The organism is Aliivibrio sifiae (assembly GCF_002954715.1).
GTDB classification, from domain to species: domain Bacteria; phylum Pseudomonadota; class Gammaproteobacteria; order Enterobacterales; family Vibrionaceae; genus Aliivibrio; species Aliivibrio sifiae.
Map to the genome: position 1 here is coordinate 884,478 of NZ_MSCP01000001.1, position 15,883 is coordinate 900,360.

Annotated in this window: 4 protein-coding genes; 3 read left to right on the forward strand and 1 reads right to left on the reverse strand. The window is 39.6% G+C overall.

Annotation, left to right across the window (positions count from 1 at the left end; translation table 11 throughout):
- Positions 1-51: 51 nt before the first annotated feature.
- Positions 52-1,416, forward strand: a complete 1,365-nt coding sequence (glpT, locus tag BTO23_RS03920) for a glycerol-3-phosphate transporter (RefSeq protein ID WP_060991225.1) — start codon at positions 52-54, stop codon at positions 1,414-1,416.
- 135 nt (positions 1,417-1,551) lie between these two features.
- Positions 1,552-2,607: a glycerophosphodiester phosphodiesterase gene (glpQ, locus tag BTO23_RS03925; RefSeq protein WP_061002697.1), complete on the forward strand. Its 1,056-nt coding sequence runs from the start codon at positions 1,552-1,554 to the stop codon at positions 2,605-2,607.
- A gap of 70 nt (positions 2,608-2,677) precedes the next feature.
- On the opposite strand, the gene BTO23_RS03930 is transcribed toward glpQ, so the two are convergent.
- Positions 2,678-3,028: a DUF2750 domain-containing protein gene (locus tag BTO23_RS03930; protein WP_060991223.1), complete on the reverse strand. Its 351-nt coding sequence runs from the start codon at positions 3,026-3,028 to the stop codon at positions 2,678-2,680.
- A gap of 222 nt (positions 3,029-3,250) precedes the next feature.
- Here BTO23_RS03930 and BTO23_RS03935 point away from each other — a divergent pair, with 222 nt between their 5' ends.
- Entirely contained in the window at positions 3,251-15,868 is a 12,618-nt protein-coding gene (locus BTO23_RS03935) for a retention module-containing protein (protein WP_105062989.1), read from the forward strand.
- Positions 15,869-15,883: the final 15 nt, after the last annotated feature.

The window sequence follows — 15,883 nt, forward strand, 5'->3', positions numbered from 1 at the left end:
TCTTCGTTCGAGCTTTAATCTCCCATCGCAAATATAATAATGGAGTTAACTATGTTTGGTATATTTAAACCCCAAGCGCACATAGACCGTCTCGCTTCCGACCGGATCGATGGCACGTACACACGATTACGTTGGCAATTGTTTATCAGTATTTTTGTTGGTTATGCTGGTTATTATCTTGTTCGTAAGAACTTTAGCTTGGCAATGCCATATTTAATCGATCAAGGCTTTAGTCGTGGTGATCTTGGTGTCGCTTTGGCTGCGGTATCTATTGCTTATGGCCTTTCGAAATTTCTAATGGGCAGTGTATCTGACCGTTCTAACCCTAGGTACTTTTTAAGTGCTGGCTTATTAATGTCTGCTGCTGTTATGTTTTGTTTTGGCTTCATGCCATGGGCAACAGACAGCATCACGGCCATGTTCATTCTGTTATTTTTGAACGGTTGGTTCCAAGGTATGGGTTGGCCTGCTTGTGGTCGAACGATGGTACATTGGTGGTCACGTAAAGAACGTGGTGAGTTAGTTTCGGTTTGGAATGTAGCACACAATGTGGGTGGTGGCTTGATTGGGCCTCTTTTCTTATTAGGCCTATGGGCATTTAACGATGATTGGCGCTCAGCATTTTATGTTCCTGCAATTTTTGCCACGTTAGTTGCTGTGTTTATTTGGGCGACATTGCGTGATACCCCTCAATCTTGTGGACTTCCTGCGATTGAAGAATATAAAAATGATTACCCAGATGATTATGATAAATCTCACGAAACTGAGATGACAGCGAAAGAGATCTTCTTTAAGTATGTTTTTAATAATAAATTACTTTGGTCTATTGCCATTGCAAATGCCTTTGTTTATCTAATTCGTTACGGCGTACTTGATTGGGCTCCAGTATATTTAAAAGAAGCGAAAGATTTTACGGTTGATAAATCGTCTTGGGCATATTTCTTATACGAGTGGGCTGGGATCCCTGGCACACTATTGTGTGGTTGGATTTCAGATAAAGTATTTAAAGGGCGTCGTGCACCAGCTGGTATTTTATTCATGGTGTTGGTAACCGTTGCTGTGTTGGTTTATTGGTTTAATCCAGCTGGAAACCCAACGATTGATATGGTTGCTTTGGTTGCGATTGGCTTCTTAATTTATGGCCCTGTTATGCTTATTGGCCTTTATGCTCTTGAACTTGTTCCTAAGAAAGCAGCAGGTACAGCAGCAGGCTTAACTGGATTATTCGGTTATCTTGGTGGAGCCGTTACTGCCAATATCATTCTTGGCTATACCGTTGACCACTTTGGTTGGGATGGAGGCTTCATGATCCTAGTTGCTTCTTGTATTTTGTCGATTATTTGTTTGTTTTACGCTTTCATAGGCGAGCGTAATCATCATAAAGCGAAGGAAAAAGAACAGGCAACAATCGCTTAATCGTCATCAAAACATCATAAACTTGAAGTCATTGTTGGTTAATTTGCATAGTCACTGATATTTATTATCAGCAACTTAATCATCATGGCTTCTTTCCTCTTAGAGTAATCTTTGGGGATTTCTAAGGACTGAATTATGAAATGTAAAATACTCCCTCTCTCTATCCTCACTTTGGTCTTCTCTACATGGGTTAATGCCGATCCTCTTGTTATTGCTCACCGAGGTGCATCTGGTTATTTACCTGAACATACGTTGGAAGCAAAAACTCTTGCTTATGCAATGAAGCCAGATTACATCGAACAAGACGTAGTAATGACAAAGGATGATCAACTCGTTATGTTGCATGATCATTACCTTGATCGCGTTACTGATGTTGCCGAGCGCTTTCCTAGTCGTGCTCGTGATGATGGTCGCTATTACGCTATTGATTTTACTTTAGCGGAGATAAAGAGTTTGCGTGTAACTGAAGGTTTTAACGTTGATGAGAAAGGAGATAAAGTAGCAGGTTATCCTAATCGCTTCCCTATGTGGAAATCGAGCTTTACGGTTCCAACTCTTGCTGAAGAAATTGAATTGATTCAAGGTTTAAATCAAACATTAGGCTACGATATTGGCTTATATCCTGAAATAAAAGCGCCTTGGTTTCATCGCCATGAAGGGAAGGATATTAGTAAAGCAGTACTCAAAGTATTAAAAGAATATGGTTATGACAGTAAGGAAGATAAAATTTATCTGCAGTCGTTTGATCCAATTGAGCTGAAACGTATTAATGATGAGTTATTACCAGCGATGAAGATGGATTTAAAACTTGTTCAATTAATTGCTTATACTGATTGGAATGAAACCATGACTTATCGTGGTGAAGTTGCAGAACCTTATAGCTATGATTGGATGTTTCAATCAGATGGTATGGCAAAAGTTGCAGTATATGCTGATGGAATTGGACCTTGGAAATCGATGTTAGTTGATGATGAATCAACAAAAGACAACATCATTATTAAACCATTAATGAAACAAGCAAAAGACGCTAGCTTAGTTGTGCACCCATTTACTTTTCGTGCCGAACCTGATCGTATTGCTGCATACGCAACGAGTTTTGAAGATATGTTAGATGTGTTTTATAACAAAGTGAAAGTTGACGGTATATTTACTGATTATCCAGACAAAGCGGTGAGTTTTTTAAATAAATAGCAGACGAATAGAAATAAAAAAAGGCAGTAATCAATACTGCCTTTTTACTACTTATCTTAGATAAGTAAAATTATAGGTAAAGTTTCACAAGATCACTTGCTTCAACTTCTTTACCTTCAAGTTGTTGGTTCCAGTTAGCACCAACTAAAACACCATCTTCAGATAAAGTTACTAGCCAATCTTCAGCGAAGATATCTAGTGGAATTTCTGTTACTTCAAAATCAGCCCATTCTTCAACATTGTGGAATGCTGCGTCTTCTTTATTAGACCAGAATGGCATTACTTCAGAGTTTTCAAATTCAGTTGATTCAACAGAGATCCAACCTTCTTCGTTATAAAGACTCCAAACTAGCTGCGTTTCTTTCGTTTCAGCGATGAAAAGATCTAGGTTTGCTTGAGTATCTGACGTTAATTTGCTCATGATGATGTCTCGATTAAAATAAACATGGTGAATAATAAAGGATTATGCGGATTATGATACTTAAATTTGGAAAAAATCATGCTATAAAACTATCAATTAATAATTTTATAACAACAAATTAACCCTTTGGCATTTTATGTGTTGGTGCATTTTTTGTCCTATGCTTAAAACACACATGAAAATTAATTTGTTGATGCCGTTAAATGGATTGTAGGTGATTGCATGAAAGAAACAATAATTCCTTCTCAAGTAGAAATAAAACAAATAGAAGGCGATGCCTATACACTAAACCAAGCAGGTGTACCTACAAAGGTGAATGTAGGCCAAAATATTGGGCGTGATTCCGTGCTGTTTACTGGATACGACGCCAAAGTGGTTGTTCAAATTAACGGTAAGTTAGTGACGGTTGATAAAAACTGTTTGGGTTGTCTTGATGAAACCAAAGCGGATGACCCACTGCAAGTGCAGCCAATAGATGGGAAGGTAACTCTTGATCCTACACAATCAACAGATGAGCTTGATATCGCCGCGATTCAAGATGCCATTTTAGCGGGAGAGGATCCAACTGAGATCCTTGAAGCTTCTGCTGCTGGTGAAGGTGGGGGTTCAGCAAACAGTGGTTTTGTTGTTATTGATTATGCGTATTACTCATCGATAGCAACGACAAATTTCACAACATCTAATGGATTTTCTTATGATAACCAAGATGATATCGATAATTTAAGTGGTAATAATCCAACGAATGCCCCTGAGACACCAATTATTACACCAAATAATTCAGGTCTAACAAAAGAAGATGAAATTTTTGAGTCAGAAGGTCAGTTAGCTGTTACTAATCCTCAAAGTAATCTTTCGTATACTTGGTCGATTAATGGTTCTCCTACAAGTGAATTTGGTACGTTAACTTTAAATCCAATTTCGGGTGAGTGGGAATATACTCTTGATAATGGTGCTTTATCCGTTCAGTCATTAGCTAATGGTCAGATTATTACTGATGTGTTTGAGATTTCAGTTTCTGCTGGTGGAAATCTAACATCAACTCAACAAGTCACAGTAACGATTGTTGGTACTAATGATGATCCTATTATCTCTGGAATTTCTGTTGGTGATCTGACTGAGGGGGATGTTGATGATACTGACCCAACGGTAAGTGAAACATTAACAGTTGCAGATGTAGATACATTAGATACACATACTTGGACAATTGTTGAAGGTGGTAATGCAACTTATGGTGTATTAACCATAAATAATGGAGTGTGGGAATACACATTAGATAATTCTAGAGATGAGACTCAAGCTCTGGGTACAGGCGATGTTGTTACTGAAACATTTACCATTCAAGTTGATGATGGTAATGGCGGTATTGCTCAACAAGAAGTGATTATTACGATTAATGGTACCAACGATGAACCAGTAATTAGTGGTACTAATACGGGTCGTGTTGTTGAAGATTTAATTGATTCTGCTGATGGGCAATTAACTGCAATTGATGTCGATGCTGGAGATTCAGTCTCATGGTCGGTGACTGCCCCAAATCTAGGTGTATACGGTTCGCTTGTTATTGATAGTACAGGTAAGTGGACTTATAGCATTGATAATAATTTGTCTGCGACTCAAGCTTTATCACAAGGTGAAACTCAAACTGAAACGTTTGAAGTGATTGCTGACGATGGTAATGGTGGGCAAGTTACGCACACTATAACTATTGATGTAACGGGTACTAATGATAACCCAGAAATTACGGATACTTCAGTTATCGCAGGAGCTGTTGAACATCGTGTTACAGAAAGTGCAACGGGTGAACTGGTTTTTGAAGATGTAGATACTCTGGATTCCCATACTTGGACAGTTCAACCAAACTCAAACAGTGAATTAGGTAGCTTTTCTGTTGATACTTCTGGCAAATGGACGTTCGATCTTAATTCTGCATCTACAACTGTTATTGGTTTAGGTGTTGGTGAGACGCTTGATATCGTATATAGAGTTGAAATCGCCGATAATCACGGCGGTACTGATATTCAAGACGTTACCATTACGATAACTGGTTCAAATGATGGGCCTGTAATTAGTGGTTCAGATACTGGTGCTGTTGTTGAAGATATATTGGGAACTGCTACAGGGGAGTTGATTGCAACAGATGCAGATGCTAATGATTCTGTATCATGGTCTGTTACTGATGGTGTTGGGGTATTTGGTTCTTTAAGCGTAGATAGTGCCGGTAAATGGACGTATACCCTTAATAATACGTTAGATGTTACTCAAGCGATTTCTAAAGATGAAATTAAAACTGAAACTTTCGAGATTGTTGCTGATGACGGAAATGGCGGATTAATTACTCATACTGTCACCGTTGAAGTTACAGGCACGAATGATATTCCTGAAATTACGGATTCATCAGTTGTTACTGGTGATGTTGCCGAGGTCAGCGTTTCTGCTGTTGGTGATTTAATTTTAGAAGATATTGATGGGTTAGACACTCATCTTTGGACTGTAGAACCGAATGATAATGCTGAGTTAGGAGCATTTACGGTTGATTCAAATGGTCGATGGAATTTTGATTTAAATACCAGTGCAGCCGCTTTCCTTGCATTAGGGGCCAATGAAACGTTGGATGTAATTTATGTCGTTCAAGTAGATGACCAAAATGGTGGCCTTGATACTAAAGAAGTGACGATTACCGTAACTGGGTCTAATAATGGTCCGGTTATTGGTGGGACAAGTACGGGCTCTGTAGTTGAGGATACCGTTGATACTGCATCTGGTGTATTGGTTTCTGCTGATTTAGATACAACCGATACTGCAACATGGTCAGTAGAAGCTCCAAGTTCTGGGTCTTATGGTGAAATTACTGTTGATGCAAATGGTAAGTGGACTTACACCATAGATAATGCTTTGGCAGCAACGCAATCATTATCGCAAGGCCAAACAGTGACTGAAACATTTACTGTCGTTGTTACTGATGGCAGTGGTGCACAAGCAACACAAGTCGTCACTATCGATGTGACTGGCACTAATGATCTACCTGAAATCACTGATACGTCAGTGATCGCGGGTGCGGTTGAGCACAGAGCAACAGAAAGTGCGACGGGTGAGTTAGTTCTAGAAGATGTCGATACATTAGACACGCATACGTGGACAGTTGAAGCAAACACAAATGATGATTTAGGTACATTTACGGTTGGCACCGATGGTAAATGGACATTTAATTTAAACGCGGCATCAGCAAGCGTGATTGCATTAGGCGTAGGCGAAACTCTTGATATCGTTTATGTAGTTCAAGTGGAAGACAATCATGGCGGAATAGACACACAAGAAGTCACGATTACGGTGACGGGCTCGAACGATGGACCAACGATTAGCGGTACCGATACTGGCTCGGTTGTTGAAGACAGCGTTGGTGAAGCAAGTGGTCAATTAGAAGCAGTTGATGCCGATGTTACCGACTCTCATACGTGGTCAGTGACGAATGGCGCGGGTACGTACGGTGAATTAACGGTCGATGCGACCGGGAAATGGACCTATACGCTAGATAATACCAAGACAGATACACAAGCCATTTCAAATGGCGAAGTAAAAACAGAAACGTTTGAAATCGTTGCTGATGATGGCGAAGGTGGCACCGTTACTCATACTGTCACCGTTGAAGTGACGGGCACTAATGATCTCCCTAGCGTTGCAGGTACCTCGACATTATCAGGAGGGGTAACAGAAGAAACTTTATTAACTACTGCGGGCGATTTATTTGTTGACGATGTAGACACATTAGATTCGCATACTTGGACACTGCTTTCTTCAAATTCAGACCCTTATGGTTCTATCGTCGTTTCGACTAATGCTGATGGTTCAGGTAAATGGGAATACACCCTTAATAACACTGCGACGCAAGTCCAAGCATTAGCTAATGGTGAAACACACACAGTTGAATATCAAATTCAAGTAGATGATGGGGAAGGTGGCTTAACTACTGAAACTATTTCGATTGAAATTACGGGTACAAACGATGAACCCTTGGTGTCAGGTCAGTCTACTGGTCTAGTGAAAGAAGATACCGCCACTCAATCAGAGGCCGAAGGTCAACTAACCGTTGATGATGTTGATTTAATCGATGTTCATGGTTGGAGTGTAGATACTAATAGCGGCACTTATGGCTCCATTACGATAGATCCTGTTACGGGTAAATGGGTTTACACCATAAATAACGCACTAGCAGCAACACAAGAATTAACCGAAGGTCAAAGTGTCGAAGATAAGTTTATTGTTACCGTTGATGATAATCAAGGTGGTACAGATACGATCGAAATCGTGATCACCGTAGTTGGTACGAATGGAGTTCCTGTTATTGGTGGCGATATTGTAGGTGATGTTACCGAAGATACAAAATTAACGACAACAGGTACGTTAACGGCTGCGGATGAAGATGCAACAAGTTCGTTTAATTGGGATATCGTAGGTTCAGATACAGGCACATACGGCAAGTTTACACTTGATGCGACAACAGGAGCTTGGATATACACCTTAGATAATGACGCTGCTCAATCTCTTGGTGCAGGTGATGATCCAATCAAAGAATATTACACCGTAGAATTAAGCGATGGTGCTGGTGGTGTAATTACAGAAACCGTTGAAATTACAATTAATGGAACTAATGATGATCCTGAGTTATCAGGGCAATTATTAGGTTCTGTAAAAGAAGATTCAATAGAAACAACAGAAGGCCAACTCATTGTTGACGATGTAGACCTTTCAGATACCCATACATGGGAAGTTCTACCGGCAACGGGCTCTTATGGTTCAATTACGGTGGATGCAAACGGCAAATGGACTTACACCATCAACAATACCTTAGATGCAACTCAACAGCTTGCTGAAGGTGAGTCAGCAGAAGACCGCTTTACTGTTACGGTTGATGATGGACAAGGTGGTACAGATCAAAAAGAAATTATTATTTCACTAGAGGGTACAAATGATTTACCAAGTGTTGTTGATAGTAATGATACCGGAACCGTAAAAGAAGATGAAATATTAACTATTTCAGACACATTAACCGTCGCTGATGTTGATTTATCCGATGAGCATAATTGGTTTGTGATTGGAGCTTCTGAATCAAAATTAGGTAGTTTTTCAATAGATGGAGCAACAGGTAAGTGGACGTATACACTTAATGGAACTGAATCTCAAGTTCTTGCTGCAGGAGAAAGTGTCGTTGAAAGTTTTGTCGTTGTTGTTGGCGATGGTAATAACGGTTATGCGCAACATACTGTTGAAATTACTATTGAGGGAACCAATGACCGACCTGTGATTACGGGCAGAAATACAGGTACAGCAGTTGAAGATATCATACCAACCGCGACCGGTGCATTAACTGCGGTCGATGTCGATTTCAATGATGATCATACTTGGGTTGTTGTTGACGGAGGTGCAGGTAAATATGGCAACATGACTGTGGATACCGATGGTAATTGGTTATATACACTTGATCCATTAAATGCAGATACACAAGCATTAGCTGAAAACCAACAAGAGTTTGAAACATTCACCATTACTGTTGATGACGGTCATGGCGGTATGAATGCCATCATCATCACGGTAGAAGTTCTTGGTACTAATGATATACCTATTATCGGTGGACAAAAATCGCGAACGATTACTGAAGATGGTAATAAAGACTCTGTTTCAGGTGAATTAACAGATGGTGATGTTGATACAACAGACACTCATGAATGGACATTATTAACCGATACACAAGGTTTATATGGTTCATTGTCATTAGATGCTAATGGGAAATGGACATACACAATTGATAACTCTTTAGCTGCTACCCAAGGTTTATTGTCAGGTCAAACAGAGAAAGAAAAGTTTGTTATTCAAGTTGAAGATCAATATGGAGCTATTGATACTGTTACCGTTACAGTAAAAGTCAAAGGGACAAATGATGTACCTGAATTATCTGGCGAATTGACCGGAGTCGTAGAAGAAGATTCCGCGATTACCGAGGTTGATGGTCAACTGTTCCCCGATGATAAAGATATTGGTGACTCTTACACGTGGTCTTTAGATTCAAGTACAGGTTCTTATGGCACATTGACATTAGGTACCGATGGAAAATGGACTTATGTACTTGATAATGATAAGAACTCGGTACAGTCTTTATCTGAAGGTGAAAGAGTTCAAGATACCTTTACGGTAACGGTTACTGATGGGTTTGGCGCTTCAACGTCAAAAGTTATTACTATCGATGTGGTTGGTGATAACGACAAGCCATCAATTGCGGGAGCAACAACAGGCAGCACGATTGAAGGCACGACAGGAAAAGACATCGCGACAGGTGAATTAACGGCAGTTGATATCGATCACTTAGATGACCATACATGGTCAACGCTTACTCCTAATGGTATCTATGGTTCATTAAGTATTGATCCTAATACTGGTATGTGGACTTATCAGTTAGACAATTCAAGACCGGCAACGATAGGTATCTCATCTGGGCAAGTTGTTCAAGATAAGTTCATTGTTGAAGTGGATGATGGGAAAGGTGGAACGAGCCAAATAGAAGTTGTTATTGATATTGCAGGTACCAACAGTTCACCGGGAATTATTGGTGATACGACTGGTGAGATTAAAGAAGATGCAGCAATAAATGAAATATCAGGTGATTTATTGTCTGGCGATTTAGATTCTCAAGATACCTTAGTATGGGATATTGTTGGTTCTACCGGACAGTATGGGCAGTTTACACTCGGTCAAGATGGGCATTGGACTTATGTTCTTAATAATAATAACAATACAGTTAATGGACTAAAAGAAGGTGCTGAAATTGTTGATACCATTACCGTAAAAGTAACGGATTCATTTGGTCAAGTGTCTGAAAAAGAAATAGAAATAACCATTGAAGGAACGAATGATGCCCCTTCATTAAGCGGCGCATTATCTGGAACCGTAATCGAAGATCAAACAACTACTATTAACGGTCAGTTAAACAGTTCAGATCCTGATGTTGGCGACATTCATGCATGGAACCTGGATAACGGAGTCGGGCAATACGGTTCGCTTACCATGGATTCAAGTGGTAGATGGACTTACATATTAATGAACTCTCTCGCTGCTGTTCAAGCACTTGGTCCTAATGATACTTTCACAGAGACGTTTACGGTAACCGTAACGGATTCAATGGGAGAGTCTTCGACTGATGATATTGTTATTACAATCCAAGGTACTAATGATCTTCCTGAAATTACAGGCGGAGCAACTGGAGAGTATAAAGAAGATCAAGCGACAGATATTGTTACTGGTCAATTGATTGCTACAGATGTAGATGCTGGAGATGCAACGTCTTTTGAAGTTCGAACCTACGTAGGTAATTATGGTACGTTTTATCTTGAAGCTGACGGTTCATGGCGTTATGAAATTGATAAAAATTCGACGGCGATTCAGTCTTTAAATGAAGGGGAAACCATCTCTGAAACTTTTGCTGCTGTTGTGCATGATTCTAACGGTGGTTTTACTACAGAGCAAATCGATTTTACTATTGTGGGCACGAATGATAAACCTGTCGTTTCTGGTGATAGCTCTGCAACGGTCATTGAAGATGCTTACGAATTTGTTCCAGATGGCCAATTTAATGGTCAATTTACGAAAGTAACCGGTAATGTAATTGCTGATGATATCGATTTAGGTGATGAGGTAGTCAGCTGGCAGGTTGAAAATGGATCGGGAACATATGGAATATTAACCATTGATGAAAATGGGCAATGGACCTATTTGTTAGATAACTTTGATCCAGATACTAATGCACTTAATTTTGATGAGATTGGAATTGATTCTTTCTGGGTTAGGGCTACGGATAAGCACGGTGGTGTATCTGAACCGTTTGAAGTCACTATTACTGTTAAAGGAAATACGGATCCTGATGGAGGAGGTGGTGGCTCATATGATGAAATTATTGATATTGAAGCAAAAGAAGAAGGTGTAGACGCGAATGGAGACCCTATTGGTGGTGATGGAAGTGGGACAATAACCGCTGGAGATTTAGGGCTACCTTCTGGTTGTACTATTAATAGTGTTTCAGGAGCATCTTCTGTTGATGGTGGCTTATTTGGGGATCTTGTCGTTAATCCTGATGGTACCTGGATTTATGATGTTGATGACTCTCAACCTTATGTCGACTCATTGTGCGAAGGTGAGAGTGTTACTGAGAAGTGGACAGTAACGGTTACGGATAGCTGTGGTAAAACATCAACGGTTCTTATTAATGTGACCATTGTTGGGACTAATGATATACCAATGATAATTACTGACTCTCCATTATTTGGTGAACAGGGTGAAGTGATTGAAGATGAAAGTCTTGAAGTCTCTGGGCAGTTAACAGTAAGTGATCCAGACAGTTGTGATACACATACTTGGTATATCGTGGATGCGAGCGGTAATAAGCGTACCGATGAAGATGGTGATGCAAATAATGGCTCTATCACGATTAGGGGAACTTATGGTTGGTTAACATTAGATGAAGCGACAGGCCAATGGACTTATGTATTAGATAACGCAGATCCTGCGGTACAAGCGTTGACACCTGAACAAATTGAACGTGATTTCTTTAGAGTTGTCGTCGAAGATAATCATGGAGCCAAGAGTACTGATTCTCTTATTACGATTAAGATTACTGGTGTTGCCGATGATGTTGAAACGGTTCTAATTATTGAAGAAATAGATTTCATGGAGGATACCACTCCATTAGAGCAAACCGGTAAATTAAATGATGTTGATGGCCTAACTCCTGACCTTACTTGGAATCTAGTTTCTGGCGATGGTACATATGGCACACTGGTTTTAGATAATGATGGCAATTGGACTTATGTACTTGATAACGATGCCTTAGAAGTACAACAATTAAATCAAGGTGAATTAGTCACTGATACTTTCAGTGTTACGGTTGTTGATAAATTCGGTAAAACGGTTGTTGATGAGCACGGCAATCCCGTGATGATGATCTTCAAAGTTGATGTTACAGGCACAAATGATGCTCCTGATATTTCAGGATCATTAACTGGTAGTATTTCAAACACAGATTCTGATAGCCAAATTTCAGGTAACTTAAATGATGGCGACGTTGATGCCGGTGATTTTCATGCATGGTCAATTACTGATAATGGAGGGACTGTCGATCTTGGTAATACAGAAGCAGGGACATATGGTGAATTAGTTCTTAATGAAAATACTGGGCGATGGACATATAAGTTAAACACCTCGCTAGATGCAGTTAAATTCCTTGGTGTTGGTGAGACATTATCAGACACTTTTGAAGTGACGGTTACGGATCTTTATGGTGCAACCTCAACAGAAACCGTGACGGTTACTATTGATGGCTCCAACTTGCCACCAGAAATTACCCAAAACGATCAAATCATCATGGAATTGAAAGAAGATGATAAGACGAGCGATTCTAATGCGTTAATAGCAACTGATCCAAATGGTGATACGGTAACCTTTGATGCAAAAACATTAACGGGTACGTACGGTACGTTTACTATTGATGAAAATGGCGTATGGACTTACACCTTAGATAATGATGCCGCTCATATTCAAGGATTAAAAGAAGGTGAGGTTGTTTCTGAAGTCTTTACCGTATTTGCCGTTGATGTCCATGGAGCCACAACAGCACAAGAGGTAACGGTCAATATCACAGGTACAAATGATATTCCACAAATTTCAGGGATGGACACTGGTGTCGTTAAAGAAACTGATGGTAGTACTGCATCAGGTAACTTTGTAACCAATGTAACTGATATTGGGGATAGTATTACCGTTAGTCCGGGCGTACAAGGGAGTTATGGTGTCGTCAGTGTCGATGAAGCTACGGGTAAATGGACCTACACAGTTGATGGTAATGATCCTACAGTAAATAGTTTATCAAAAGGCGAGACATTAACGGATACAGTAACGATTACAGCAACCGATGAGTTCGGCGCTTCTACTGACATGACGATAACCATTACCATTAATGGTGAAAATGATGCACCAAGCCTAGTCGTTACCGTCCCACCCGAGCTAACTGAAGACAGTGGCGTAAGTGGTACAGATACAATTGAAGTTACAGGCAATTGGGACGATGGCGATCCAGATTCTGCAGATACGCACTCTTGGACGGTTCTTAGTGGAGATTCTCTAGGTACATTAACTTTTGAGCCGAACGGCGATTATAAATTAGTTGTTGATAACTCGGCACTAGAGATTCAGCAATTGGGTGTTGGTGAAACATTAGAATTAACGTACACAGTAAAAGTAACGGATGAATATGGTTTAAGCAGCACTCAAAATATTACCTTTATAGTCAATGGCACAAATGATGCGCCAGAAGTCGTTAATACCAGTATTCTTTCTGTTGATGTAGAAGAAGATGGGGTAGGAACTCAAACTCAATCAGGACAATTAGATATTACAGATATTGATTTGACCGATACTGCGTTTGCGTTTGATGTAATTACTTCTCCAGCGGATGCTTATGGTTCAGTAACTGTTGATGCAAATGGTAAATGGACTTATGTATTAGATAACGATAAAGCCCAAGATATTGGTGATGAAACCATAACAGAAACGTACACTATTCAAATCGATGATGGGAATGGTGGTGTCATTACTCAGGACGTAACCGTTAATATTATTGGTAATGATGACGCACCATATATCGACCTTCCCAATTCCGAACTTGATGGAAATGTGGCTGAAAATGGCACTCTCCAAGTTCAAGGTACTATCGCATATATAGATCCAGAAGGAACAGCAATCAATTATCAAGTTGATCCTGCTTCAGTTTCAACCTATGGGACTTTCCAAATTGATCCAACTACAGGGCTATGGCAATACGATTTAGATGATGCAGCAGCACAATCATTAGGTAATGAGTTAATTCAAGAAACATTTGTAATTAATATTAGCGATGCTAGTGGTCAAATCGTACAGCAAACAGTTACGGTTAATATACAAGGTGAAAATGATGCACCAATTATAACCGCTAACATTACAGATACCGCGACAGAAGATACTGGTTTAAATGCAGATGATAAGCTCGAATTAACCGGAACATTCTCAGATGGCGATGTTGATATTATCGATACACATGTTTGGAGTGTTACAGCATCCGATCCATTAGGGGTATTAACGATTGATGTTAATGGTAACTATAAACTGGTTATTGATAATGATGCCGCAGAGATACAAGAGCTAGGCGATGGCCAGCAAAGAGAGTTGAAATATACCATTGTTGTTGAAGATAATAATGGATTAACAGACACTCAAGAAGTTACTTTTATTGTTAATGGAACAAATGACTTACCAACGATCGAACCTGCAAGTGTTATCACAGGCTCAGTAAGTGAAGATGCAGCAGTATTAATTGCTACAGGGCAATTAGTCGTTGATGATGTCGACCTTAATAATACAGGCTTTTCTTATACCGAAATAAATGTGCCGTCAGATTCATACGGTACATTTAGTGTTGATATTAACGGATTGTGGACATTTACATTAGATAACGTTAAAGCTCAAGAGCTTGGTGATACAACAGTTACTGAAACACACACTGTACAGGTAACGGACAGTAATGGCGGAGTAATCTCACAAGTTGTTACCATTAGTATTACTGGTGAAAATGATGCACCAGAGATTTCTGGTGTGACAACGGCCAATATAAAAGAAGGTGTTGTTGAAACGGCGACAGGGCAATTGACAGCGACTGATGCAGAGAGTGATCCTCTAACGTGGCAGTTAGCATCAACGTCACCAGCAGCAGGTACTTATGGAACATTAAGTATCAATGCAACAACAGGCTTATGGACTTATATATTGCTTGAGAATAGCACGCTAGCTTTAGCTGCCGATACGACAGATACAGATGAATTTGTTGTTGAAGTCAGTGATGGTAAAGGTGGTGTTAAGCTAGAAACCGTCGTTATTACAGTCACTGGGCCAAATATTGTTCAAGGAGTTGCAGGCTCTGATATTTTAACGGGCACAACTAATGACGAGCTTTTATTTGGTAATCCATTAGATTTATCAGATGTTGGTACTGCTGATACGTTTACATGGACAAATGCCTCTATTGGTGGTGATTTAGGTCGAGATGTAATTAAGGATTTTGATCTCGATAGTGACAAAATTGACTTGAGTGACATTGCAAATATAACAACAGTGTGGGATTCGGCAGTATTAGCGTCTCAAATCCAAATTACAGAAGTCGATGGAAGTACTGAAATTTATATTAATGAAGCAGGAGCAACAGTCCAAACTATTATTGTTGATGGAATAACGCTTGATGAGTTAGCCGGAGAACCAACAGCATCGATGACAGATGAAGAAAAGCTTAATGCATTAACTAACTCTGGTCATTTAGTCGTTTCAGATACCTTTGGTAATGAGAGCGATAATATATTATACGCATCAGGTCAAAATGATATTTTAACTGGCGGTGGTGGCAATGATATTTTCTATTTTGCTGAAGATATTGGAGGGAGTCCTGCGACCCCTGCTCAAACATCAATTGCTGATTTTGCGATTGATGGTGTCGCTGCAAATGGAGAAGCTGATATTTTAGACTTAGCAGACCTATTACCAGACTCAATTCAAGCAAGTTCAACAATGGAAGATATGTTACAGCATATTGGGGTGAATATTGATGATAATAACTCACAAACGGTGTTATCGGTCACTGATGAGCTAGGAAATAAAACAGATATAACACTAGAAGGTGTTGATAGCACAACTCTTGGAATTAGCGATTTAGGTTCAATGAGCGATCAGGATATTCTGAGTACGATTTATAATGACTTCAACATGTTTAAAGTAGATTAGTATTATTTAATTTAC